Raw genomic sequence first — 24,928 nt, 5'->3', positions numbered from 1 at the left:
AATGGTTTTAGTAAAAGACGCCTATGGATTTTTAATCGTTCGATCCAATCGTTTGTTTCGGTTGCACTTTCAAAGATTTTGTCAAAAACACGAGATAGATATCAGTCAGGAACAATGGTTTTTATTAAATAAGATCGCACACAGTGAAGGTTTGACGCAGGGTGATTTGACCGACGATCTTTTCGGAGATAAACCGAACATTTCTCGAATGGTAGAGAAGATGGAACAAAAGGGATGGATAAGAAGGGTAAACGATTCATCGGACCATCGGATCTTACGTCTTCATCTTACGAAGAAAGGGAATTTGACTCACGAAAAAATGACCAAGATCGTCGGAGAAGAACGAACTAAAATATACGCGGGTTTAAGTTCGAAAGACTTTAAGGAATTCGAAAGAATCCTCGGTATCTTGGAGACGAACCTACTTGCGAATTTATAGAAGGATTTTATGCTTTTGATAAATATTAAAAAGTTATTCAGGAAAAGATTTCTTTATTGGACGATATCTTTTTGCCCTTACATTTTAAGTTGTGGTTTTCTTATGAATAAGCCCAACCGAGTCATTCGTTCATCCGAAGTTTATAGTACTTCGGAATACGGGTTTTCTCAGGGAATTGTCGCTTATTCTCCCAGAACCATTTATCTTTCTGGGATCGTTGCTTGGGACAAGAATCGGCGTCTCCGCGAGCCCGACGATTTCGAAATGCAGACGATTCAAATTTTTGAAAATCTTAAACTCCTGCTGAGATCGGAAAATGCAACCTTGAACGATGTTCTTCGTCTGGAAGTGTTTATAGTAGGAATCGATTCCGAGAAACTCAAAACCTATTCAAAAATTGCGGGAGAGAATTTTAGCTCGGGACATAAGCCGGCCTCGACCGTAATCGGTGTGGAAAGACTTGCGAGAAAAGAACTTATGATCGAGATTCAGGTCACTGCATCAGCTCCTTAATTTTTTAAAAAATAGTTGCTATGGAAACTATATGATTTAAACCTTAGCTTAGCCCAATAGGTTGCTATAGCAACCTATTGGGGTCGGATTAAATTCTGAGGAGATTATATGAAGCTTATAAATTTTTTGGCCACCTTTTTTATGACGACTGCGCTTTTTTCGAATAACGAGGAAGCGTCTTTGAGGACGTTGATTCAAGAGTTTGTAAAAGCGGGCGACGAGAGAAACGTAAATAAATTGGAGAATGTCCTGCACAAAGACTTTCGACTATACGCTTTTGTGGGAAACGCGAGTCAGCCATGGGAAATGAATCGCGAAGGCTACCTTGGCGCATTGAAAGAGGGAAAAATAGGCGGAAAATCGAGAACGCTCAGTGTGACGTCTCTAAAAAACGAAGGGAATCTTGCTTATGCTACTTTGATTATGAAATCGAGCGAGATGAGTTTTGTAGTCAATCAACAATGGATCAAAACCGAATCCGGTTGGAGACTTTTGCAGGATTTGGCAAATGCCCAAGTTTTGAAAAAATAGCCAAGAGATTTGCGAATAAAAATTCACTTTGGGTCACGTGATATCGTATCAATGGCCCTATTATTTTATGTTTCTATAATGGAATATACGAGGTAAATTCTGTATCGATTCTTGAATCGGGTTCGTTATTTTTTTCTCCTCATTTTACCGATCAAGGAGGTTCATTAGAATGCGGGATCGTTCCAATTTTTTACGTTAGGCACCATTTTGAAAAGATTGAATCTTCCAGATTCGATATTCTTCTTTCATACAATGCCCGCAGGGTCTAAATCCGTTTTGCATTGCATCCTGGTGCGATTGGAAAAAAACTCGATTCTCTTTTTTTATTCTTTTTCCGGAGCTACAATTTAATTTTCCGTAAATTTTCAATCTAAGATTACCCCCGAATAAAAAACTTCGGTCTCTGATACGTTTTCTTAAACTCTTGTCATCGATTTCGATATGGAGAATCATTTTATCAAGTCGTTGCATCGTGAAAAATAATTCCCAGCGTATGACGTTCTCCGGAATGGATTTCGCTAACCCCGTGTTTCATCTGTGCGCGGTAGTAACCTTTGGTTCCTTGGATCGGTCTGAAATTCGTCGCGAAAAAAATCATGTCTCCTTGTTCCGGATTTAAAACGATCGCTTTGGGCTGAGTTCTCGGAATCGATTGAGTTATCACAAATTCCCCGCCGTAGTAGTCTCGATTCGGTCGGTTTAAAAAAATTGCGGCTTGTATCGGAAAGAAAATTTCTCCATAAAGATCTTGATGCAAAGAATTGAATCCGCCAGTTCCGTATTTTAGAATCAGCGAGGTCGGTTTTGTCTGTTCGTTATCGTGACAGATTTTTTTGAGTTCTAAAAACTGATCTGGAAACTTCTTTTCGATACTCAGTACGTTCATCCAGGAGTTTGCGATCGGGGCTAAATATGGATAAATATTTTCTCTTAGGATTTGTATAAAACCGGGCAATGGATAAGCAAAATACTTATATTCCCCCAGCCCAAATCTAAATCTTTCCATCACGACCGTTTTTCGATACAACGAATTTTGATCATAGAGTTGAATGCAACTTTTGGATTCGGAAACGGAAAGAAACTTCGGAACGAGTGCAAATCCTTTTTCATTCAGCTCTTTCGTCACATAAGGCCAATCTATTTTTTCGATCTTAGAATGGATCGAAATAGCGGGAGCGGATGCGGAAACCTGCGAAAGATTTTTCATTCGAAAATCATATTGCACTGAGCGTGTTTCTAAAACCCGATTCTTGCTTTTAGAGAGAATATTTTTGCGCTTTCGTTAAAAAAAATTACCGAGTAGAAACAAGCTGTTAAAGTTATACCCAATCGAATCGTCTTTTCTTTCTCAAAGACGGTTTAACCCATTCTACGGGACGATTCCTTGTTTACCTTATATCCGAGAAAGAATAAAATGAGTCCTCGCAAAGAATCCAGGAACAACGGATAGAGTTCTCCGAGAAAAATCCATTGATAGAATCCGATCATAAGAAGATAAACACAGAAAGGAACGAGCCAAACAAAAAAATTCTGATCCCCTTCTAACAAAAGAAAGAAAGAGCGAACTTGAGAAAAAATGAATATTACAGCGGCAAAAACGCTGAACATATCAAGCGAAAAAAAATCGTTTCCTTTCACGGCTTTCGGTATCGCAATCGAATAGGTATAAACGCTTCCGATTGAAATGGAGAGGAGTATGAGAATCAAAAGGCTCCGCTTTGATGGAGAGTAATTTTGATTTTTCAAGGACGAAGTAAGAAATGATAGAATTGTAAAAATCAGAAAAAGAAGAAGTGTCTGGTAAAAAAAAATCATGATTGCTGTTCCTTTGAAACGAATTTTACTCCGAGTGCGATAAAAAAGATTCCGATTGCAGAAACGTAAAGAAAAAGATCGAACCTAGGAATTCCAAAAATACTTCCCGTCTTTCCGACCCAAATCCCGTTTAAGATAAAAAGAAGGGCTCCGGTTAAAATCAATAACGCCGATTTTTTTAGATTCTTTTCCAGATGTTTTCGTTTTAAAATACTCATCGAAGAAACGATCCAAAGTAAGGACGCCGCGATTCCTACGATGAGTTTATAAATACCGCTAAAGCCAAAAATATGAGATAAAATCGAAAACGATGCGAGCGCAAATAATAGTATCGTGCTTCTCTTGTTATCGATTTGAATCCCTGTGGAAATCGAAAAGAACGGTAAGCACAAAAGTGGAAACGCAATTTCCTGAGCGACGTGTTTTAACACGGAATGAATACCCTCCGTGAAGGAAGGGAAAAAAGGAATCATGCCGTATAAAAATGCGGTGAGTGAGATCGTAAAAAAACCGAGTTGAACTAACCTCCATTTTACCGATCCGATTAAATTCCAAAATCCGTAAGCCGCAGAAAGACCTACTGGAATGTCTGCGATTGCAGTGCTGATTCTAAATTCTTCCATATAAATACCTCGATAGAAATCTAACTCATTTTTAGAGTTCGTTCCTATCGTGTTTTAACATGGGAATGGTTTTAAGTTTTTTCTTTGAGGATCGACTTTCTAAATTGGTTCGGAGAAATTTTTTCTTCCTCTAAAAAAACTCTATGGAACGTTGTAAGCGAATTGAAACCCACTTCGAGTGCGATCGTAAGCACGGTCCGTTTAGGATCCTGCAATAAAATTTGTTTTGCTTCTCGTATCCGAAATAGATTTATCCATCGATTGAAAGGAGTTTTTAGCGTGTTGTTCAGATATTCGGATAGTTGATGTGTGGAAAGACCGGAGACTTTCGCGACATCCGCAATTCTTAAATTTTCGTTTCTGTAAATACGATCGATTTCCATAATTTTATCAAGAATCTTCGCAATTTCGTTAGGATCCTTACCTTGAAGATAAGTCCTTCTGTGTTGCGGATTTTGAGCTTCCGATCTCAGATACTCCGTAAGTTCGGGATAGATTTGTCCCGTTGAATGTACAATAAAAACGATAAAGGAAGCGATCATTGAAGAAATTTGTAATGTCCGATAAATTTCCAAGATCGATAGCAATGAAAGAATCACTGCAATCAAAGAGAATGCTAATATAAAAAGGGCGAAAATTTTTCTTTTTTCCAATAAGGATCTGATTTTGATCCGAATCAGGATTTGTAAGAAAGAGAATAGGATATAAATTAAAATGGAAACGTTGCTTAAAAAAAGTACAATTCTAAAGTTCCCCCGATTTTGAAGGGAGACGATTCCGTAAAAATTTTCTTTCGGAAAAAGTCCTGAATGATATGCGAGAAGAATCAATAAATATATGAATCCAGGAATGAAATTCCGAAAAGTTTTCGAAGAAAAACGCGAAGGAGACGGTGAGTCTAAGACAGTCTGAATATAAAGATAGATCAAAGGCCCGAGAAAAAACAAAAGAGGCACGTGGACTGCCGTAAAAACTCCGACCCCGTTTTCGAAAATTCCCTGGACGAGAAGGATGAGATAGAGTTGGGAGATTCCAAAACAAAGATAGAGTAAAGAAGTGTAAATGGATTCTTGGATTCTAAACCTAAGGATTTGGATCGATCCAATCCAGATGGAAAGAATGCTTACGAACTTCGCAAATTCTAAAAGTAAAAGTTTCACGAATTCATTTGCGGAGGATCTTCGTTAAAAAGAAATATATTATTTCAAAAATCGATTTTACCGGTAGAATTTTGATTCCTTTCCCGAGTTTTTGATCGAGGTCGATTCATAATTTTTCTTTTGGAATCACGAAATTTTAAGCAAAAAGAGCACAATACGCAGATGCGGGGATTTTTCTGAAATTCTGAAATTTTTAGAATTGACGAAAATAGATATATCGTTAATTTTAGATATGTAAATATGAAAAAAAATCAAGGATTAGATTCGGACGTTCAAGAATTCTTATCCGCTTTAGCGAGCGAAACCCGGCAATCCCTCCTCTTATCCTTTATGGATGGTAAGGAGAAAACCGTTGGAGAACTTGTTGAAATTTCCGGTTTAGGGCAGTCCACGATTTCCACTCATCTGAATCAGTTGAAAAAGGGCGGAATTTTGATTCGAAGGAAATCGGGAAAGGAAGTCTATTATAAACCGAACAGGGAAAAAATTTTGGAACATTTATCCAAATTGTCAGGATATCTTCGAGGGTGTTGTTGACTTTTTTTTATTCAATAAATCGTTAAATTTAGATATTTAGGAGTATAGGTTAATGGCGATTCTAAAAAATGGCGTTAAACGGATCGGATTTCCGATTTTATTTTTCTCTTTTGTTTGGATTCTATTTCGATATCCGGGCAACGTTTGGATAGGATACGGGTCAGTATCCTTTCTTGTCTTTTTGGGGATTCTTTTAGAACGATTTCTTCCTTTCGAGAAAGAATGGAACAAAAAAGATTCCGATCAGAAATCGGATTTCGTTTTCTTTTTGATCCAGCCGATTTTAGGACCTCTTACGGGAAGTTTGGTTGCAGTCGCTACCATCGGTCTTATGAAATACTTCGAGATATCTTCTCCCGATTTGCAGAATACAACTTTGATCTTTCAAGTCGTTCTGGGGATGAGTTTATCTGGATTGATTCCTTATTGGCTTCATCGATTTGCGCACGTAGGAGGCGGTTTTTTTTGGAGAGCGCATGCGATTCATCATTCTCCAAAAAAATTATATTGGATGAACGCTTTTCGTTCTCATCCGTTCAACACGATTTGGAACACCGCGGGTTTATTATTGCCTTCTGTAATTCTTGGTTTGCACACGGATGCGGTTTTGATCGTCGGCTTGCTCAATAACTTCGTCTCGATTTATAATCATATGAATATCGATTTTCGTTTAGGATTTTTAAATACGATTTTTAATATGAATGAGTTGCATCGATGGCACCATTCCGAAATTCCCTCCGAGGGAAATCACAATTACAGTTCCGGCGCTTTCGTTATCTGGGACATTATTTTCGGATCTTATTTCCTTCCGAGTAAGAAAATGAATTCTGATTCCGTGGGTTTATTCAAACCGGAAGCTTATCCTTCCGAATCCTTGATCAAACAATTTTTGTTTCCGATCTGCAAGTGTTCTTAAATCCTTCAGCATTCGAGAGGGACGCTCTCTCGAATGCTGATCTTTAGGCACAGGTTGAGAGGAATTACAACGAGAATTGTCTCGAGAAGAGGGGTCGTGTGAGTTCCTACAAGGGGATTTGTGCTTTCAAGATTAGAATTTTGTGATAGAGGAGAATTTCCGGATTTTTTCCACCACCCGCCCCTCCACCCGAAAATCGGGCGGGGCGCGCGAGTTTCACTGAGGATCGTCGGAGTTCCGACAGGGTTCCTCTTGAGATTCAAAAAAATTTTGGGTAAGAATTTGCTCCCGAGTTGGAAAAGCGCGCAACGTTTTTTAGATCTTCTGTTGTAAGGAGAATCCAAGAATTATGAAATCATTTTTAAAAAGAAAGTTAGGCGTCATCGTAAGGGTCGGAAATTTATCGATCGTCCCTACGTTTGTGAGCTTGGGTTTTTTATTAGCCTTTTTATTCGTACCCTTTTTAAAGGAGATCTCGGATAGAAACCCGAATCTTTTTGTAGGAATCGTTTCCGTTTTCCTTCTTACGGCGGGGGCCTTTTTTGCGACAAAGTTCGGTCTTTACGTCATCATCACCGGAAAGGCAAAACAATCTTTAATTCCAGGAATTTTAGAATCGGACATTCCTGAATTTTTTGCCCGGATTCTCGGAGTGTTCTATTTTATTTTGGGCGCCTTTGCCTTTCTGATCGGAATCGTTCTGCTTCTTGTCTCCGTATTCTAAATTATAGATTTTAAAGAATAGGAAACAAATCTTGCAAGTGCTTCCCTTTCTTTTTTAAGAATTTTTCCTGAAACCTTCCAAGAAACTGATGACAGTATTCAGTAAGCACGTAAAAAAACGCTGCTTTCCCATAGTTCGTTCCCATAAGCGAGCTATTAGCTTTCTAACAAACTGGTTCCAATACATCTTAGTTCCCACACTTTGAGATTTTGTTAAGAGCTCCGATTGAGGATAGGAAAGATTCTATAATTTGCCAAGATTGACTAACATAACGTTAGGCGTTATCCGGCGTATTTTATTTTGATCGGATTAGTTTGAAGGAATCTATTCTTAATTTGTCTCGAACGTTTTTTCAAAAAAGGCTTTCCGATTTCTCCAGAGAGGAAATATCTTCGAGACAACGTTCTCCTTGGAGGCGATTGTTTCGGGAAAGGATTTGTTTTGAAACCGGATAAGCCTTCATCTTTTCTGAAGGAAAGGTTTGAAAGAATCCGGAAATGGTTTCTTTTGTTTTTATTTTTTCGTCGAGCCAGGTTTCGTATCTTTCGGGAGGAAGAAGGAGGGGCATTCTTTTTTTATCATGATAGAACTCGAAAAGTTCGTTTGCGGGTGTTGTTATGATCGAAAAAGTCTGAAGAGACTCTTTGGTTTTTGGATCCGTCCAGCGAGAATAAATTCCGGCCATTCCGAACGGTTCTTCGTTTTTCATTCGGATCGCATACGGCTGTTTGTTTCCGCTTGGTCCTTTTGATTCGTAAATCGCATCGCAGGGTATGATGCAACGACTGTGGATGATCGATTCCCGAAAGGATTTGAGTTCGAAGATGGTTTCGGATTTTGCGTTGAATGTAGTGAATTCGAATGCCGCTTTTAAACTCTGAGACCAAGGTGGAACCAGCCAGAACATCGCGTCTTCTACTGTATAATCGATTCCGGGCTTTAATATGATCAATGCCCCTTCCGTAAAAGAAACATTGTAACGATCGGGTGCTTCGTTTATTGATTTTGCAAAGCGAAATGCGTTTGCCTTGGACCATCGGGAGGATTGCGCAAATTTATTACACATAGAAATTCGATCGAATTCTTTCCAAGAATCACCGACGGTTTCGTTCCGTCAAGATAGGAAAGAACTTTCTGAGAACGAGTTTTGTTCGTTCTTTTACCGAGTTTTCAAAAATTTAAGCCGAGTCGCGTTTTTACAATTCTTTCAATCCTTTTTATGTTATAAAGAATTCTTATAAGAAGGGTTTTCTAAAAACGTAAAGTTAGGATCGAAATTCTTCTTTGATTTTTTTTCATAGCGACGTTTCTATTTGTTCAGAGGAAAAGATGAATCCAAAATTAGTGCTCAAGAAGAATATTTCCATCCAAGCCCCCATCTCAAAAGTCTGGCGCGCGATGATCGATCCGGAAGTGATTAAGCTCTATCTCTACGGAACACAGGCGATTTCCGATTGGAAGGTCGGAAGTTCGATCGTTTTTACGGGAATTTGGGAAAATCAAACCTACAGGGATCATGGAACGATTCTAAAGTTTGAAAAAGAGAAAGTTTTTCAGTATAACTATTGGAGTACTTTTTCAGGAATCCCGGATATTCCTGAAAACTATTCCGTTATCACGATGGAATTGATCAAGGACGGAACTTCGACCTCCCTCCTTCTAACACAGGAAAACTTTCCCACTGAAACCTCCTACGAACACTCGAATTCGGGATGGGATCATTCTCTGAAAATCCTAAAAGATCATCTTGAGAAATGATTTTTGCCTTAGTCGTGTTTTTGGTTTTGTCATAGTTCCTACAAAACAAGGAGAGCTTTTCTGAAATTTTCTTTGCATTAGGACTATTAGTCCGCTTTCAATTCAAATAGTGAGAATTTTGATTGGTTTCTTTTTGGAGCTTCTTTTTTTTAAACCGATGAAATGAGCCCGAAACAGAGGCTCGCTCGCGCTTTTCACCGGGTTGGGTTTCGGTCGGAACTCCGGTAACCCGAGAAGCAACTCAGGTCTTGGGTCGCACTCGTTTCTTTTCTCTTTTTATCAATCGATCCGAGAGGTTTATCATCGTCTGTATTTTTCTCGAAGCTAAAATTTTCAGAAAGGGATCGGTTTTGAATTCTTTTCATTCGGATAAACTCGATCCTTTCTTTTCCACGCGGGGTCTTTTTTGGGAGTGAGAACAAAGCGGCAGAGATGTGAAGCGTGCGAAGCAGTCGTCTCTTTTGAGACGACCGTAGGCGTTAGCCGAAGCGCGGAACAAGCTCGTTCCTGCGATTGTTAAAATCCGACACCGTCTTTTTCGGAGAATTCGAGCAGGAGCCGCCCGAAAAAAATTAAGAGGCGGTTTCGATCTTGGAAAGAATTTCTCGAATTTTTTCCTCACTTCCTTTCGGCGTTAGAATCAGAAGAACATCACCTTCTTCTAATTTAGTTTTTCCTGTTGGAACTATATGTCCGTCCCCTCGGTAGATCAAGGTGATCAGGGAATTTTCCGGAAAGTTTAAGGAATATACGAACCTTCCTACGACGCTTGATCCGTAAGGCACGATAAATTCCAACAGATTGGAGTCGCTCTGTTCCCGGTTTTCAAATTCAAACGGATAGGAGGCTCTTTGTTCAAGCGGCGCGTCGAGTCCGAGCCATTTTACGACCTGAGGTACGCTTGTTCCTTGAAACAGGAGCGAGATCAAGACGGTAAAAAATACGAGGTGAAAAATTTTCTCCGATCCTTCCACACCCTGTGCGAATGGAAACGTCGCCAGAATAATCGGCGCCGCGCCTCGAAGCCCGATCCAGGAAACTAGAAGTTTTTCCCTTACGTTGTAGCCCGATCGAAAGAGCGAAATGAATACGGCCATCGGTCTCGCGAAAAACACGAGGAAAAGCGAGAATAATATTCCCGTTCCAAACAAAGGAGGAATCCTACTCGGATAGACAAGTAAACCTAACGTTAAGAACATGATGATCTGCATCAACCACGCGATTCCATCTAAGAATCTAAGATTACTTCGTTTGTGAACAAAGGACTGATTTCCGAGTACGAGTCCCGCGATGTAAACCGCTAAGAAAGGGTTTCCTCCGATCAATTCTGTCGCGGAATATACAAAAAGAACCGAGGCCGAAATCAAAACCGGATACAATCCTTCGTATTCGAGTTTGATCCGATTGAGTCCTCTAAAGATCAGATATCCGAACAAGAGACCGGTTCCGGTTCCTATCGAAAATTGCATAAAGATATGAAGCACCAGTTCTCCGGCCTTTGGGGGATTCGGTCCTAAAAGACTCAAGATACTCACGGTCAAAAGGACTGCCAAAGGATCGTTGCTTCCGGATTCGAGTTCTAAAAGGGAAGTCAGTCCTTTTTTCATTCCAGTATTTCTGGTTCTCAGAACGTTGAATACCGCCGCCGCATCCGTGGAAGAAACCACGGCGCCTAACAGAAATCCTATGATCGGTGAAAATCCGAGGACATAGACCGAAAAAAAACCCATCGCCGCTGCGGTGATCAAAACGCCCAAATTTCCGAGGAGAATTCCTTTCCAGAGAACCGGTTTGATCTTTTGCCATTCCGTTTCCAATCCACCGGAGAAGAGGATATATGCGAGTGCAATCGAACCGACTTGTCTTGCAAGAAGCGGATTATCAAAGTCGATTCCCCCGGGACCGTCCGATCCGGCGGCCATTCCGATCATAAGAAAAAGAAGAAGAGAGGGAAGCCCGAACTTGGAAGATACGCGGAGAAGCCCGATGCTGAGAATGATCAACCCGGATAAGACGAGAGTGGTGATTTCAAATTCCATTCAATACCGTAATGTTGTAAGATTCAATTTTATGGATCGTAGACGAAAATTCGAACGTTTATCGTCGTTTTTTCAAGGATAAAAAAGATGAACCAGGGAAGCTTTTCTTTCAGGTTGTCGTTTAGACCGGGGATCGGTTCGATTCGAACCTTTTCTAAAGCCTTTTTTCTCCAAAACCGAGTTTTCGTACAGGGAATTAATTTTCTCTTCGGTCTTCGATTCTTCTTTTTTTCATGTTGAATCGTTCGAGATTTTTTTTTCCGCTCTGGAAAGAATCTTTTTTGTTCTTTCGGATCGGAACGTTCGAATGGAACATTTTCTCTCCAAAAGGATGATTGCTTTTTCAATTTCGATTTTTATCATCTTATGAATGGATCAATTTTGATTTTAAAAAAGGATTCAAATTGAAACGGGTCAGATTTTATTTTGGTTGAGTCGTGAATTTTTAAATTCATTCCAAATTTTGCATATAGGAAGGTTCACGTTTATGTATATCCCGAAAGCTTTTGAAGAAATCGAGGAAGACAAATTGCTCTCCTTTATTCGGGAGAATCCGTTCGGAATTCTTACCTCCGGTTCGGAGACTTCTCTGGAAGCGAGCCACCTCGTTTTCCATCCCGAAAAAAATGAGACCGGGAAACTTTTTCTTTTCGGGCATTTCGCGAGGGCCAACGATCATTGGAAAAAAATCAAAGGACCGGTTTTGGTGGTTTTTCCGGGAGCTCATTGTTATATTTCTCCCACTTGGATTGGAGAAGCTCATTCCGTTCCCACTTGGAACTATGCGGCCGTACACGCGACGGGCAATTTGAGTTTTTTGGATGATTCAGAAACTCAGGAAAGAATCGCGCAGCTTGTCTCTTCTTACGAAACAAAACCTTCTCCCGAATGGAAATTGGACTTCGAAGATTCTTACTTTCAAAGGACGATCAAAGGTCTGGTTGCGTTTCAAATAGAAATCACAAAATTGGAGGGCAAGTTCAAATTGAGTCAGAATAAATCGGTGGAGATTCAGACGAGAGTGGCAGAAAAGCTCGAACAAATGCCGGACGATAACTCCAGAATCATCGGCCGTTGGATGCGAGAGAATGTTAGTCGGAAGAATTCTTGACGAAAAAAAATTCCTGCCGTTGCGCCAAAAAAACGAAAAGTTTTATCGAGATTGGAATCGTGGATCCTAAAAAATTAATTTTTTTCGGAGCAAGGTCTTTGATTGGAATCAAAGACCTTGCTCCGAAAAAGTCGAACGAATTCGATGAATACGTGGAGCCACGTTATGCTTTCTTGTTTAGAAAACATAAGTTTTTAGTCCCTCCCGATCTTTCTAAAAAAAATTCGATTTATGTTGAGCGATTCTAAATTTCGCAAAATTTTCGATTTTTCCGGCTCTGAAACATAATAATTTTTCGAATTCTGAAGTTTTTCCGCTTTGTTTTCTGACTTTTCGGAACCGTTTTCGGTATGGGAATCTTATTGTTAAATTCCGATCAGGAACTTAGGTCCGAACTTCAGAAACCTCGGTGTGAAGTCGTTACCCTTCTGGTTTCGAAAGAGAGATTATTACAATATAAAGAAGAAGAGTGGAAAAGTTTACCGAAGAGAATCCCGAATCTCCTTCGGGTATACGGAAAATATTTAACTTCAGCGAAACGTTTGGGTAAGGAAGCTGGAAAAACTTCTTATCAACCGAGCGCGGGTCCGGGGAATATAGTGAGAATCAACGTTCGTTTGGGAACAGGTAGTTGGGCTTTGTTGGGAACTTTGGCGCAAACTCATGGAGTATCGCGCTGTTTCTTGTTCAATTATCTTTTGTGGTTGGATGAGGTTGGAGTTGGGAGTTCTATCGTGAGAACTGTGAATGAGGGAGGTCCTACATTTCATAATGATTACAGATATATCCTCCACCTCGATATCTTAAACAATAGGATTGTCCGACGACTAGAATGCCAACCGGAGAATACTTTTTACGTTCTGGACCCCCGAGACTGGTATGATTTTTAATTTTAATATGCTAGAACGTAAGAAGATTTAACAATTAGAATCTATCCTTTAGAAGAAAAGTCTAAGGCTCGTCGAAACACGCCTTGATAAAAACATTCTAAAATTCTAATTTTACATTCAAAACTCTCTCAAATTCGCTGCCGGAGTTGAAACGAAATGTTGTTTTCCACTTTTACTTAAATCCTGAGAATTCATAATTCCATTTCTCGAACCTCGTAGTCGGAAAAAACAGATCGAACCTGTCTTACAAAGATTCTTTTTTTTTATTCAAGAATCGAATTCATTCTTTCAATCCCGATCGAATCAAAAAAATCGAACTCCCCTTGACAGAAAAATCGACCAACTCGCATCGTGAACAAATGGAACCACTGAGCTCCCGAGAGAGATTGATTCAGACTACGGCCAAACTTCTGCAAGAGAAGGGATTTCACGGTACGGGGTTGAAAGACATTCTAAAGTTAAGCGACACCCCAAGTGGCTCCCTGTATCACCATTTTCCGGATGGAAAGGAAGAGTTGACCGCCGTAGCGATTTCAAATGCGGGAGAACGACTGGAAAAACAGATCGAGGCTGCATTCGCGCATCATACCGATCTTTTCGGAGTTCTTAAAGAATTTACGGATCACCTCGCCCAAGAATTGGAAGAATCCGGATTTCAAAAAGGTTGTCCAATCGCGACGGTTGTTCTCGAAGTTGCCGCGGACAACGATCGGATTCAGAAGGTTTGTTCAGAGACATATTTCGGATGGCAAACTCTTCTCCAAAACCTCCTCCTTAAATCTGGACTGGAAGAATCCAAGGTAGAATCCCTTGCAACCCTTGTTTTGGCCTCTATAGAGGGTGCTTTGGTTCTTTGCCGAGCCCATAGGAGCATTTCTCCCTTACAAGCTGTTCGAAAACAATTGGAAGGCCTCCTGAATCCCCTAATTTCAATCTAAGAGAAATTCCTTGACTACCTTTTGTTTTGGATAGAAATAGGTAGAACGATCTATCTAGTCATTTTGGAGAAGAGAAAATGAACCTATTTATCACAGGCGCTTCCGGTTTTGTAGGGGAGGCAGCGACTCGCATTCTTTCAAAGAATCATTCTGTAAAAGCAATGTCTCGCTCTGAAAAAACGGACGAAGTGATTCGAAAGGCAGGAGGAGAACCGATTCGCTCCGAGTTGAATTCGGTAGGGCCGGATTCTTTGAAAGGAATCGACGTCGTCATTCACAGTGCGGCCTATGTGGAACAATGGGGACCCTTCGAAGATTTTTGGAAAGTCAACGTCGAAGGAACGGCTCAACTTCTCGACGCGGCGAAAAAAGCGGGAGTAAAAAGGTTTATCTTTATCGGAACCGAAGCCGCTCTTTTTCATGGTCAATCGATGGTCGGTATCGACGAGTCTTATCCCTATCCGGAAAATTCTCCATTTCCGTATTCTCGTACGAAAGCCGAGGCCGAAAAACTCGTTCTCAAAGCAAACTCTTCGGAAATCCAAACTCTTTCCCTCCGCCCTCGTTTGATCTGGGGACCGGGAGATAAGACCGTGCTCCCGGTTCTTTTGAAGATGATCGCTGACGGAAGTTTTTCTTGGATCGATCAAGGGAACGCACTTACCAATACGACTCATATTTACAATTTGGTTCACGCGATCGAACTTTCTCTTTCGAAGGGTCAAAGTGGAAAGGCCTATTTTGTCACTGACGATGAAATATTCCATTTTCGTAATTTTCTCGAAAGTCTTCTTCTGACTCAGAATGTCACCGCGCCGACTCGTTCGATCCCGGGTTGGCTGGCTCGTTTTCTTGCGAGAATCATCGAAGGAGTTTGGAAACTCTTAAGAATTCAAAACGAACCTCCTCTTACACGGTTTAGCGCGAGTATCATGTCGAGGGATTGTACGATCAAAATCGACAATGCAAAAAAAGATCTCGGTTACAAACCGATTCTTACCGTTCGTCAGGGTTTGGAGGAAATGCCACTCCTGGGGGTTTGAATTCTTCTTTGATAAAAAGCGCTTCGTTCTTTTTAAAATCCTTGTAACTTCTTCTTTGCAGTTGCTCCGACAAAGTTTTTTTATGAAATTCTTTTTCACCGGACTTGAAAACCGATTTGGAAGAGTCCGGAAAATTTTTTTTTCGATAGAATTTCTCCTTTGAGAATCCGGAGTTCCGACCAAAAATATTCCTCATCCGGAATTTCAAAAACTCCCGAATCGTCTTGATTTCACCCTTTGAGAAGGGATGGAAGATCGAACTTCTAAAAGTCGATTTTTTTTAATTCTTATTTTTGATAAAAAAATCCAGGGATTTCCCGTTGCGAACGACTTTGATTTCGAGGAATTAAGAATCACTTTGGCTTCATTGGAACAATTCTACCGCAGAGAAAGAAGAAAGATCCTCTCTTGGATCCGATATCGTATCGCGGATCCGGAAGATGCGGAAGATTTACTTCAGGAATCCTTCGTTTCCGCTCTCAGTGAAATGAACGCCGCCGGTGAGATCGAAAATATAATCGCCTATATTTATGCGGTTTTACGAAACAAGGTCAAGGATTGGTATCGAAAACGAAAATCGGGACTTTATCGTCATTCCGCGTTAGGTGAAGAATTCTCCTTGGATTCTTATCTTCCCGATACGGCGCCCGGTCCGGAGAAAGAATTTTACAGAGCTCTTCTCTTGGAGGAGTTATCGATCGCGATCGGCGAACTTCCTGCGGATCAGAAGTTCGCCTTCGTCCAGAATTCTTTTGAAGGAAAGACCTTCCTAGAACTTTCCCTGGAAACTGGAATTGCGGAAGGAACTCTTTCCGCGAGGAAAACATACGCCAAGGAATTTTTAATCCGAAGGCTCAAAGATATGAAATCTTTATTCCTCGAAAACTTTTAAAGGATAGAATTCAATATGGACTCGGAAAAAAAACACCATCGTTGTAGAAAGGGATTTTTTTTAGGAAGAATCCTTTTTATACCGATCATCATTTTCGGAATTGGAGCGCTCGTTTGGCAACTCTGGAATTGGTTGATGCCTACGATCTTTGGTTTGACTAGGATCGACTATTGGCAAGCCTGCGGACTTTTTGTGTTGTCTCATCTTTTGATCAAACCGGGATTCGGATGGCACAGAGGGGGACACGGAAGAGGAAGAGGTTGGAAACAAAGGGTTCGTCGTCGTATGGAAGAAAGAGAATCGAAAGAGAAAAGATAGGATGTCGAAGTTGTAAGACTTAGATCCTTTCGGAATCCCCTTCGGAAAAAATAAAACGAGCTTCGCTTTTCCGGGAGCTTTTCAGAATGGGTTTTCTTTTTTTTACTCTACAAGTCTCGGAATTTCCTTCAATCAGACTGCCTCTCAGCGCCGTCTGATCTCTCCATTAAAAAGTAAATTATTGCGGATTCCAACAAACTGTTGTTATACGATACATTCAAAAAAATAAGGGAACCGTCCGAGGCCTTCTTTCTCATTGGAATGGATATCAATTTCTCCTTTGAATCTACGATCGAACAACGGTATTATACGATGATCCGACAATATATTCTTCCCATATCCGGACGTCTGAAAACAAAAAATCCGAAATGTTTGCCTATAAGGAATCGAATCATTCGAGGGATCCTTGAAAGCGTGCATAACGGACCATCTCAGCATCCAGTCGATCGGAAACGATGTGGTTTCTTATGCCTAAAAAGGTTCGGAAAGTTCCGGTTTTTCGGAACGTTCCGACGCCATAGTGATGATATCTATAAAACGGAAAAAATTAACGAACCGTATTCTTTTTCCATTCCGGATAACGTGCCCCTTTGGCGATTCCCTTCGGTGCGATCGAATCGATCTCTTTTAAATCGTCTTCGGTCAGTTTCACTTTCAACGCGCCGAAGTTTTCTTCGAGATACGGAATTCTTTTCGTTCCAGGAATTGGTACAATTTCGTCTCCTTGGGCCAAAACCCACGCCAGAGCCAATTGAGAAGGCTTACACTCTTTTTGTTTTGCAAGACTCTCGATTTTTTTGACGAGTTCTAGATTCTTAGTAAAATTTTCGCCTTGGAATCGCGGAGACATTCTTCGATAATCGTCCGGTGCAAAATCTTCATACCTCTTGATTTGCCCCGTTAAAAAACCCCTTCCTAAAGGGCTATATGCTACAAATCCGATCCCTAATTCTCTACAGGTACCGAGGATGTCGTCTTCGGGTTCCCGACTCCAAAGGGAATATTCGTTTTGAATGGCGGAAATCGGATGAACTGCATTCGCTTTTCTTAATATATCTGAGTTGACTTCGGAAATTCCCACATAACGGATTTTACCTTGTTCGACTAAACGACTCATCGCGCCTACGGTTTCTTCGATCGGAGTGTTCGGGTCGAGACGGTGCATATAATAGAGATCGATTGTTTCGACTTTCAGGCGTTTTAAACTCGCTTCGCAAGAAGATTGAACATACTTGGGAGTTCCGTTGTAGCCGCGAACCGAGGGATCGGAAGGGTCTCTTACGATTCCGAACTTTGTCGCTAAAGTAATTTCCGAACGAATCCCTTTGAGAGCGAGACTCAGTAATTCTTCATTGAGATAAGGACCGTACATGTCCGCCGTATCCCAAAAAGTAATTCCGAGTTCGTAGGCTCTCTTAAGAGTTTTTAGCGATTCGGAATCGTCTCTTGTTCCGTAAAATTCGCTCATGCCCATACAACCGAGGCCGAGCCTCGAAGTTTTCAAACCTTGTGTTCCTAATGACGTCATCTTTGTTAGACATTCCTTATGAATATTTTTATCTTGAGAAATCAAAATCGTAAAAAAACATTTTTAAGATAAGAATAGAATCTTGTTGTAAAACGAAATTCCATCCATATACTTGTGTTTGAATTCCAAACCCGTCAAGGAATAGTTTTATGCTTCGAAAATGGATTTGTATGTTTATCCTATTTGCACTGTTAGGTGTTTCCGCTTTGAACGCACAGGTTGATACTTCTCCTGAAATCAAAGCTACTAAAACTATCCTGCCCACGAAACAAGATCTAACAATGAGAAGGAACGTTCTCGAATGGCATCAGATTTCCGGGTTTATTACTTTAGGTCTATGGTTGGCCACAAATTTGGAAGGGGAAAAAGCGAAGGACAGCTTATACCGGAAATCGGATGAATTCGCTCAGGCTATGCTTCTCGCACATCCCGAATACGCAGCAAATGATCCTCTCTATGCGGTCGCCTTGTTTCAAGGTTTGAATCAGAACAGTATAGCGGCGGATTATTTTTTACTCAAGGATCCCGCGAATAATCTTCCTCTTTACTTGGCTCTAAAGTCAGAAGAAGAATGGGAAGCGAAAAGTTCGGGTTCCTTTCATAAACAATTAGCGTATGCAACATTTGGAATGTATGCTTTAACCGCGGGATTGGCTTATTTTGCGCCGAAACGGATCGTGGATTCGGAAGATTCCGACGTAAATATTTACAGCCCGATCTTTGCGCACAAAGCCCTTATCCCGATTCATCTGGCCGCGTTGTTACTCATGCCGTCCTTGGGGGAAAAAATCGGAAAGAATGGACCGGACGCCGCAAGGGAAATGCAACAAGTAGGTTGGGTGGGTTTTGGAGCGCTTTCGATTTCTTTGCTCGTGATTACTTTTTAAGGAGCCAAATCAAAATGAGACTTCTCGATCGTATCTTATTCTTATCGCTAATCTTATTTTCAGTTCCTAACTTCGCATCCGAAGTTTTAAAAAAAGAAATTACGTTTTTTGCAATTCATCCAATGAAAGAAATTCACGGAGTTTGTAAGGAAGTTCAAATCGATTCTCCAAAAATTGAGTTCGCCGGCGGAGCATATAAACTTAACACTCCTTTTCAGATCAAAGTTCCCGTTTTGAAATTTCATTCCGGAGACGAGAATCGGGATTCGCATATAATGGAAATTTTAGGTTATCCCGAAACTCCGGAAATTTCAGCTATCATCGAATCGGTTTCTCAATCGGGTGTTTCTTATTCGATCAAAGGTAAACTTACGATACGCGGAATCACACAAACTTTCGATTCCGCCGCGAAAGTGGAACCGAAAGAAGGAGGGAGAATTCGAGTTGTAGGAAAGGTGGACATTAAGTTTTCAGATTTTAAACTGGAAAGGCCTTCCCTTCTTTTTTTGAAAGCAAAAGAAGAAATCGAAATCGGATACGATTTTCTGATTCAGATCTAACAAAAAAACTCTTAGTTACCCGCAGATGCTCCTTGGTTTTTGCTCGAGGTGGTGTTTGAGTCGATTCTTAAAGAAAGAATCAAGAATTATTTCTTGACAGAGAAATTCTTTCGTCCTTAATTCATTTCGCCGGTTTTATTTTAGAACGGAGTGAATCCAAATGTCTTCTCTTATCGTCACACTCGTGTTATTCTATTTTCTTGGCATGTATTTGATCCATTACGTGGTAACAAAAAAAGAAATATGATTTTAGGTCATTACGCATCCGCGCTCATTCCGTATAGCAAATTCAAAAAGTATCCTTTCTGGATTCTTTTACTTTGTGCGAATATCCCCGAGTTTCTCTGGCTATTCTTGGCTTTGGCAGGAATCGAACCAACGATTCCGACTTCCTTGTTGGATGCGACGTTTCAGAATCTTCAAGTGCAGATGACCTATAGTCACAACTTGATTCCCGCTTTCATTCAGGGAGGAATCGTTTCCGCGGTTGTTTTTTTAGTTTTTAAGAATGGGGCCTTTTCTTTCTGGTGCGGGTTTTTGACCGTATTTCACGTGTTATGCGATTTGATCGTGGGTTTCGAACACCAGATTTTGACTCCGGATTCCACGGTTGTTTCTTTGAATTCTTATCTTTATTTTCCACACGTTGCCATTCTTATCGAATTCGTTTTCAGCCTCGGTTGTATATTTTGGTATGTTCGAGCCGAAAGGAAAAACGGATCGACGGTTTCAAAACGAAAACTCGTTTGGTTGATTCTAATTTTTGGAGTCGGAATCCTGATGTGGTTACCGAACGCAACGATTCCTCTGAAAGACTTGTTACCGTTTTAAAAGTTTCGCCGGTTGATAATTTATTATTTATTTTAGTTTGGTTTGACTAAAAAGGAACAAACTAAAGGATTCCTTTCGGAGCATTCGTTTGGAACCATTTCTCATATTCGTATTATTTTTATTCGTTCTTTACACTTTCTTTCAATCGAAGGGTTTAAAAAGAGAGGTTGAAGATTTAGAATCCAGAATTCGTATATTGGAATTCTCCCTCAAAAAAGACAAACAACCCGATACGGTGAATGTTTTTACGGAAGAAAAAACTCCAAAAGTTAAAGACCCCGCGCCCATCTTGGACGCACCGGTGCAAACGAAAGAAACTCCTTCCGAAAATATCGTAGTCAAGACGACGGCGAAAGTTCCTACAGCGGCTAAGAAGATTCCGCCGGAGACAAAACCGGAGACATCGATCGCAAAAACGCAAGAACCCATCGCGGCGAAGGCGCCGCGAGAACCCGGTTTGATTTTTCAGTTCTGGAAAAAAATCGAAAAGCCGCTTTCGGAAAATTGGACCGGTATTTTGGGCGCGGTTATCCTTGTAGCGGGAATCGGCTTTCTCGGAATTTACGCGTTATTCATCCTTTCCGCATTTTTTCGTTGTCTTCTTATTTTGGGTTTTGCCGCGCTTCTGTTCGGCCTTTCTTTGTGGCTCGGAAAAAAAGAGGAATTCAGAACGATCTCTCTCGCTCTCAAAAGCGGAGCGGCCTCAGTCTTTCTATTTGTTTCTTTGGGAAGCGGTTATATCGAAACCTTGAAGTGGTTGGAAAATTCTTATTTCGCTTTGTCGGCTCTGACATTGGGGATTTTGCTCAATCTTTTTACGGGGTATCGAGCGAAGAATGAAACATTCGCTTCTTTGCATACGATTTTAGGCCTGGTTTCGGTCTCCATCCCGCAAGCTTCCGTATTTACGTTAGGCGTAACTGCTTTGATTTGTTTGCCCGGAGTGATTTGGAATTATTCCGAAAAAAGACAACTACACCTGCTCATTGTAAGTACGGGTTTTTTTGCAGCCCATTTGTTTTGGAATCGTCAGATTTCTTCCGTTTCCGGGCCGGTAGGTTTGGATCTAGTATTTCCGATCGTTTGTGTTCTTTTCGTATTTTGCGGTGCGTTACTCGTTCATTATCGGGAAACTCTTTACGGTAAAAAAGAATTCGAATTGTTTCCTTTGGTCAGTCATCTTCTCAACTGGTCTTATCTAGGAATCAGTTTGATTCAGTATTCTCAAAAATCCAAATACAGTACGATTCTTTTGTTTTTGGCGTCGGGGATCGTCTGGATTCTATCCTCTACCGCAAAACGAAAAGAAATCCCCTGGTTGTTTCTGACGGATCGTCTGGTGTCACAATCCCTAATCGTTCTATCGATCTTTTCGCTTCATCTATGGAGTTTGGGGAATCTTTCGATCGTCGCGATTTTGGCGCTTGAGATCCTGATTTTTTCTTGGATTTGTTTTAAGGAGAGTAACCGCTTCTTGGAAAGGGTTTCTTTGTCCCTCACAACTCTTGTTTTTGGAATTTTGATTTTCTTTTCTTATAAAGAATTTTTGAATGCACCTTCTCCCGGAGTCGTGGTTCAGGATGCCCTTGCTTCTCAAATCGGATACGGTTTGCTGATACTCGCCTTGATTGGTTTTATCGGAATTTTGGAAAAGAAATTCCCGATCGTAAAAGAGGAATTGTCTCTGACTTCCTTGCTTATGACCGCCATGGGATTGTTAGCCGGTGGTGGCTTGTTTTCTCTTTATCTTTTTTTCTCCAAGGAAACTTACGGAATTTGGATTCCCACAATTTTATTAAGTGTTATTTTGATTTTGAGAGAAAGGCTTTCTTCGAGAAGACTTATTTTTACGATTTGGATCCTTACGCCGTTGGTCACATTGACGTTATGGAAATCGATCGCCGCTTCCACGGATGAAAATCCGGAAAAAATTCTCATCGCAGCCCTTCCTTGGCTTATTCCGTTTTTAACTTATCTAAAAAATTGTAAACTCGGAGAAGATAATAGAAGGATTTTTTGGCCCGGGCTTTTCGGTTTTACGGCGCATCTGATTTTCACATCTTATTTTTATCTGAATCTGAAAAGTTCGCTTCTGTTCGGACCGTTCGCGATTCTTCTTTCCCTTCTTTATCTCGAGCTTGGGAAATGGTCCCGTAAAAATGAAAAAGACGAAATCAGAGACCAAGGGAAACTTTTTCCCTCTTTTTATATTCTCGCCTTCGCATTAACGGTTTTATTTTTATTGCGACATTTCTCAGTCGAGTTCCAGAGCTCCTCGATTCTATTCGGAATTCCGGCCCGTTTCTGGATCGAAATCCTTGCGGCGTCCGTATTTCTCTACTGGGTTTTATTTCCAGAGGAAGAGTTTTTGTCGTTGTCCTGGTTGAGATCCGCACAACCTCTTTTCTGGGAACTTTTGATCGTCATCGCCGTGATTGGAATTTATACCGAAACTCCGGGAAGAATTCTTTCTTTTGCGGTGTCTCTTACAAGCTTGATTCTATTTTTTCTTTCGAGAATCAAATCCCTGAAGACTGAAAGATTCACATTGTATGTTTATTTTTTCTTTATATGGACGAATGTGGAAATTTTTCTCGGAGGAGAGTCGACGATTTTCGCGGATCAAAACGAATTCCCCTGGGAACAAAGAGGATTTCAGATCGTATCGATTTTTGTTCAACTCGGCTCGATCTTCTTTCTATTTCCAAAATTGAGTATAGAAGGATTGGAATCTCAGTTTATCGGATGGACTCGCATTTGGAAAGTTCCGCTTCGATTCTTCCAAAAATTCTATAATTTATTGCCTGGGTATTTAGGAATTTTCGGGGTTGTGTTCGGCGTTTACGTCTACACAAAGGATATCCTTTCTCCGATAACAAATCTAATCGTAGGGCCGGCTTGGGCACTTTTATCAGTATTATTTTTAGAATTGGGTCGGTTTTTCGGTAAAAGGCGCGCTTCCTTATCGAGTGGGATTATTTCCGACTTTCTCAAACGAGCTTCTTGGTTTGGTCTGATCGCTTTTTCGGGCCACTACATTTACGTGGACTTGCAGTCATCCTATGCTTTTATAGGATTTTTATCGGCGGCCCACTGGATCGGCTTGTTCGGACTTTTCTGTTGGATCTACTGGGCGACTTCGAATATTCAAGAAACTGAATCCGTTCCTTTTTGGAAGATCGTAGCTCCTTTGTTAGCCGAAGGGTGTCTTTTCTTTTTAGGATTGATCTCTTATTCCACGGTAAACGAATCCTGGGTGAGCGTCGCTTTTGCGATCGCCTCACTTTTAGTTTTGGAAGTTGGAATTAGAAAGTCCGAAACTCTTTCCCGGTTCCGTTGGTATGGAATTCTATTTCATCTTTTTGCATGTTTTTATCTAACTTTTATCGTATCTACCGAGGATAATCCTATTGTTCAATGGTATCAGGCAAAATGGATTCCCGGAGTATTGACGATTTTTCTTTTATTCCTATTCGTTTATAGGGTTTATCGAGGTTACGGAAAAGAATCGATTTCATTTCCGCGAGGACTTGGTTTTTTGAAGGGGCTCTCGGAAAAAACGGGAATCTATTTGAACGGAGTAGTATATTATCCTTTCTTTATAGGTATTTTTCTTTTCCTATATTGGTCTTTTTCGAGCGCGGTTCTTACACTTTTATGGGCAACTCTCGCGTTTCTGATTTTCCTTCTCGGATTGTTTTTGAAAGAATCCTGGTTTCGATACCTTTCTCTCGGTTTGTTGTTATTTTGTGTGGGAAGATTGGTGATTCACGATTTGTCCTCTGCAGGAACGATTTTAAAGGCTGTAGTCTTTTTAGGAGTAGGGAGTATATTGCTTTTAATGAATACGATTTATAATAAATACCGGGATCGGTTTTAGATGAAAAGATTGATTTTTTTTATTGGAATTTTGGGTTTTGGCGTCTTGCTTATGGTATTGTTGTATCGTGAACAGATTCAGACTGAACGAACTTCTACGTTAGCTCCCTTTTATCAGATTCTCGGGAAACCGATTCGAACGATGAATCGAGCGTTGACCAAAGTTTTGTCAGTGGATTCTCTGGATGAAAAAGAATATGGAGAGGCGATAAGGGAGCGTTTTTCGGAACTTAAAAAAGTCGGCGATAAAGACTACGACTATCTCAATCAATTGATCGTCTCTCTCACGGTTTATAAACAAAAACCGTTCGAATACACCGTCTATGTGATGGAAGAAGAATCTCCGAACGCTTTCGCGCTTCCCGGAGGAGTTATTTTTGTCACAAGGGGTTTACTCGAAACTCTCAAATCCGAACACGAGTTGATTGCAGTACTTTCCCACGAAATCGGGCACATAGAAAAATCACATTGTATGGACGGAATTCGATTTGAACTTTTGGCAAAAAAAATAGGAACCGATACGTTAGGCAAGCTTGCTGATTTTGCTTTTCAAACGATGACGAGACATGCGTATAACAAAACTCAAGAAGACGAAGCCGACGAATACGCCTATGATCTGATTCTGAATACCACTTACGATCCGAACGGAGTCGGGCTCGCTTTTCTCAGACTGGAAAAATACTCCCCTGAAACGGGTTCGAAAAAAGCGAAGTTGTTCAGCGAGTATTTTCAATCTCATCCGCACATGGATTTGAGAAGGGAAAAGTTTTCCGAAAGAGCTAACCTCTGGTGGGAGAATCATCCGGAAGAGCGCAGATACAAAGGGATTCGGAACTTAAAATCCAGGCTTACTTTCGAGAAAAAAGACTATGAAGAAGAATGGACCGAAGGACGGAAATCGTAAAACAAAGTTTTATAGTGTAGAATTCTAAGATAAATGTAAAAACGGATTTTGGAATTATCACCTTAACAAAAAGTATTCGAAATTTCCTTCGA

General features: G+C 40.6%; 26 protein-coding genes. 18 read left to right on the top strand and 8 right to left on the bottom strand.

Features of this window, described 5'->3' with window-relative positions:
- Nucleotide 1 precedes the first annotated feature (1 nt).
- The 3 genes from JWG45_RS20210 to JWG45_RS20200 all read left to right on the top strand — a co-directional run bounded on the left by JWG45_RS20210 (nucleotide 2) and on the right by JWG45_RS20200 (nucleotide 1,483).
- Entirely contained in the window at nucleotides 2-439 is a 438-nt protein-coding gene (locus JWG45_RS20210; RefSeq protein WP_205281401.1) for a MarR family winged helix-turn-helix transcriptional regulator, read from the top strand.
- A gap of 102 nt (nucleotides 440-541) precedes the next feature.
- Complete coding sequence (locus JWG45_RS20205) at nucleotides 542-952, top strand: RidA family protein (protein WP_205281400.1); 411 nt, start codon at nucleotides 542-544, stop codon at nucleotides 950-952.
- Between the two features lie 108 nt (nucleotides 953-1,060).
- Complete coding sequence (locus tag JWG45_RS20200) at nucleotides 1,061-1,483, top strand: nuclear transport factor 2 family protein (protein ID WP_205281399.1); 423 nt, start codon at nucleotides 1,061-1,063, stop codon at nucleotides 1,481-1,483.
- A 195-nt stretch (nucleotides 1,484-1,678) separates the two neighbouring features.
- Here JWG45_RS20200 and JWG45_RS22640 read toward each other — a convergent pair whose 3' ends face one another.
- The 5 genes from JWG45_RS22640 to JWG45_RS22535 form a co-directional block, all read right to left on the bottom strand.
- A complete protein-coding gene (locus JWG45_RS22640; protein ID WP_408611664.1) occupies nucleotides 1,679-1,936 on the bottom strand; it encodes an Ada metal-binding domain-containing protein in 258 nt (85 codons plus the stop codon).
- A gap of 4 nt (nucleotides 1,937-1,940) precedes the next feature.
- A complete protein-coding gene (locus JWG45_RS20190; RefSeq protein WP_205281397.1) occupies nucleotides 1,941-2,690 on the bottom strand; it encodes a 2OG-Fe(II) oxygenase in 750 nt (249 codons plus the stop codon).
- 152 nt (nucleotides 2,691-2,842) lie between these two features.
- Nucleotides 2,843-3,190, bottom strand: a complete 348-nt coding sequence (locus JWG45_RS20185) for a hypothetical protein (protein ID WP_205281396.1) — start codon at nucleotides 3,188-3,190, stop codon at nucleotides 2,843-2,845.
- Between the two features lie 104 nt (nucleotides 3,191-3,294).
- Nucleotides 3,295-3,921, bottom strand: a complete 627-nt coding sequence (locus JWG45_RS20180; RefSeq protein ID WP_205281395.1) for a hypothetical protein — start codon at nucleotides 3,919-3,921, stop codon at nucleotides 3,295-3,297.
- Nucleotides 3,922-3,992: 71 nt separating this feature from the next.
- Nucleotides 3,993-5,081 carry a helix-turn-helix domain-containing protein gene (locus tag JWG45_RS22535; protein WP_205281394.1) on the bottom strand — a complete coding sequence of 363 codons (1,089 nt, stop codon included), beginning with the start codon at nucleotides 5,079-5,081 and terminating at the stop codon, nucleotides 3,993-3,995.
- A 240-nt stretch (nucleotides 5,082-5,321) separates the two neighbouring features.
- On the opposite strand from JWG45_RS22535, the gene JWG45_RS20170 reads away from it, so the two are divergent.
- The 3 genes from JWG45_RS20170 to JWG45_RS20160 all read left to right on the top strand — a co-directional run bounded on the left by JWG45_RS20170 (nucleotide 5,322) and on the right by JWG45_RS20160 (nucleotide 7,258).
- Complete coding sequence (locus JWG45_RS20170; RefSeq protein WP_205281393.1) at nucleotides 5,322-5,618, top strand: ArsR/SmtB family transcription factor; 297 nt, start codon at nucleotides 5,322-5,324, stop codon at nucleotides 5,616-5,618.
- Nucleotides 5,619-5,670: 52 nt separating this feature from the next.
- Nucleotides 5,671-6,534: a sterol desaturase family protein gene (locus JWG45_RS20165; protein WP_205281392.1), complete on the top strand. Its 864-nt coding sequence runs from the start codon at nucleotides 5,671-5,673 to the stop codon at nucleotides 6,532-6,534.
- A 349-nt stretch (nucleotides 6,535-6,883) separates the two neighbouring features.
- On the top strand, nucleotides 6,884-7,258 hold the full coding sequence (locus JWG45_RS20160; protein ID WP_205281391.1) for a hypothetical protein: 375 nt from the start codon (nucleotides 6,884-6,886) through the stop codon (nucleotides 7,256-7,258).
- A gap of 352 nt (nucleotides 7,259-7,610) precedes the next feature.
- Here JWG45_RS20160 and JWG45_RS20155 read toward each other — a convergent pair whose 3' ends face one another.
- Complete coding sequence (locus JWG45_RS20155) at nucleotides 7,611-8,324, bottom strand: SOS response-associated peptidase (RefSeq protein ID WP_205281390.1); 714 nt, start codon at nucleotides 8,322-8,324, stop codon at nucleotides 7,611-7,613.
- Nucleotides 8,325-8,587: 263 nt separating this feature from the next.
- Here JWG45_RS20155 and JWG45_RS20150 point away from each other — a divergent pair, with 263 nt between their 5' ends.
- Nucleotides 8,588-9,016 (top strand): SRPBCC family protein, encoded by a 429-nt coding sequence (locus JWG45_RS20150; RefSeq protein WP_205281389.1) that lies wholly within the window; start codon nucleotides 8,588-8,590, stop codon nucleotides 9,014-9,016.
- Nucleotides 9,017-9,588: 572 nt separating this feature from the next.
- Here the strand turns inward: JWG45_RS20150 and JWG45_RS20145 are convergent.
- Nucleotides 9,589-11,055 (bottom strand): potassium/proton antiporter, encoded by a 1,467-nt coding sequence (locus JWG45_RS20145; RefSeq protein WP_205281388.1) that lies wholly within the window; start codon nucleotides 11,053-11,055, stop codon nucleotides 9,589-9,591.
- A 487-nt stretch (nucleotides 11,056-11,542) separates the two neighbouring features.
- On the opposite strand from JWG45_RS20145, the gene JWG45_RS20140 reads away from it, so the two are divergent.
- The 6 genes from JWG45_RS20140 (at nucleotide 11,543) to JWG45_RS20115 (ending at nucleotide 16,247) form a co-directional block, all read left to right on the top strand.
- Nucleotides 11,543-12,166: an FMN-binding negative transcriptional regulator gene (locus JWG45_RS20140; RefSeq protein WP_205281387.1), complete on the top strand. Its 624-nt coding sequence runs from the start codon at nucleotides 11,543-11,545 to the stop codon at nucleotides 12,164-12,166.
- 350 nt (nucleotides 12,167-12,516) lie between these two features.
- A complete protein-coding gene (locus tag JWG45_RS20135) occupies nucleotides 12,517-13,056 on the top strand; it encodes a DUF1564 domain-containing protein (RefSeq protein ID WP_205281386.1) in 540 nt (179 codons plus the stop codon).
- Nucleotides 13,057-13,415: 359 nt separating this feature from the next.
- Nucleotides 13,416-13,994, top strand: a complete 579-nt coding sequence (locus JWG45_RS20130; RefSeq protein ID WP_205281385.1) for a TetR/AcrR family transcriptional regulator — start codon at nucleotides 13,416-13,418, stop codon at nucleotides 13,992-13,994.
- 77 nt (nucleotides 13,995-14,071) lie between these two features.
- The gene (locus tag JWG45_RS20125; RefSeq protein WP_205281384.1) at nucleotides 14,072-15,037 is read left to right on the top strand and encodes an NAD-dependent epimerase/dehydratase family protein; all 966 of its coding nucleotides are present in this window, start codon (nucleotides 14,072-14,074) and stop codon (nucleotides 15,035-15,037) included.
- A gap of 247 nt (nucleotides 15,038-15,284) precedes the next feature.
- A complete protein-coding gene (locus JWG45_RS20120; RefSeq protein WP_332476810.1) occupies nucleotides 15,285-15,929 on the top strand; it encodes an RNA polymerase sigma factor in 645 nt (214 codons plus the stop codon).
- A gap of 15 nt (nucleotides 15,930-15,944) precedes the next feature.
- A complete protein-coding gene (locus JWG45_RS20115; protein WP_205281383.1) occupies nucleotides 15,945-16,247 on the top strand; it encodes a hypothetical protein in 303 nt (100 codons plus the stop codon).
- A gap of 547 nt (nucleotides 16,248-16,794) precedes the next feature.
- On the opposite strand, the gene JWG45_RS20110 is transcribed toward JWG45_RS20115, so the two are convergent.
- Complete coding sequence (locus JWG45_RS20110) at nucleotides 16,795-17,775, bottom strand: aldo/keto reductase (protein WP_205281382.1); 981 nt, start codon at nucleotides 17,773-17,775, stop codon at nucleotides 16,795-16,797.
- Nucleotides 17,776-17,924: 149 nt separating this feature from the next.
- On the opposite strand from JWG45_RS20110, the gene JWG45_RS20105 reads away from it, so the two are divergent.
- From JWG45_RS20105 to JWG45_RS20085, 5 genes are all read left to right on the top strand, one after another.
- A complete protein-coding gene (locus JWG45_RS20105; protein ID WP_205281381.1) occupies nucleotides 17,925-18,662 on the top strand; it encodes a hypothetical protein in 738 nt (245 codons plus the stop codon).
- 14 nt (nucleotides 18,663-18,676) lie between these two features.
- Nucleotides 18,677-19,222: a YceI family protein gene (locus tag JWG45_RS20100; RefSeq protein WP_205281380.1), complete on the top strand. Its 546-nt coding sequence runs from the start codon at nucleotides 18,677-18,679 to the stop codon at nucleotides 19,220-19,222.
- A 243-nt stretch (nucleotides 19,223-19,465) separates the two neighbouring features.
- Nucleotides 19,466-20,053 (top strand): hypothetical protein, encoded by a 588-nt coding sequence (locus JWG45_RS20095; protein ID WP_205281379.1) that lies wholly within the window; start codon nucleotides 19,466-19,468, stop codon nucleotides 20,051-20,053.
- Nucleotides 20,054-20,141: 88 nt separating this feature from the next.
- Entirely contained in the window at nucleotides 20,142-23,933 is a 3,792-nt protein-coding gene (locus JWG45_RS20090; protein WP_205281378.1) for a DUF2339 domain-containing protein, read from the top strand.
- On the top strand, nucleotides 23,934-24,836 hold the full coding sequence (locus JWG45_RS20085; RefSeq protein WP_205281377.1) for a M48 family metallopeptidase: 903 nt from the start codon (nucleotides 23,934-23,936) through the stop codon (nucleotides 24,834-24,836).
- Nucleotides 24,837-24,928: the final 92 nt, after the last annotated feature.

The organism is Leptospira ainlahdjerensis (assembly GCF_016919175.1).
Classification (GTDB): domain Bacteria; phylum Spirochaetota; class Leptospiria; order Leptospirales; family Leptospiraceae; genus Leptospira; species Leptospira ainlahdjerensis.
The sequence above is the reverse complement of the archived record's forward strand: the minus strand, read 5'-3'. Positions and strand labels throughout refer to the sequence as shown.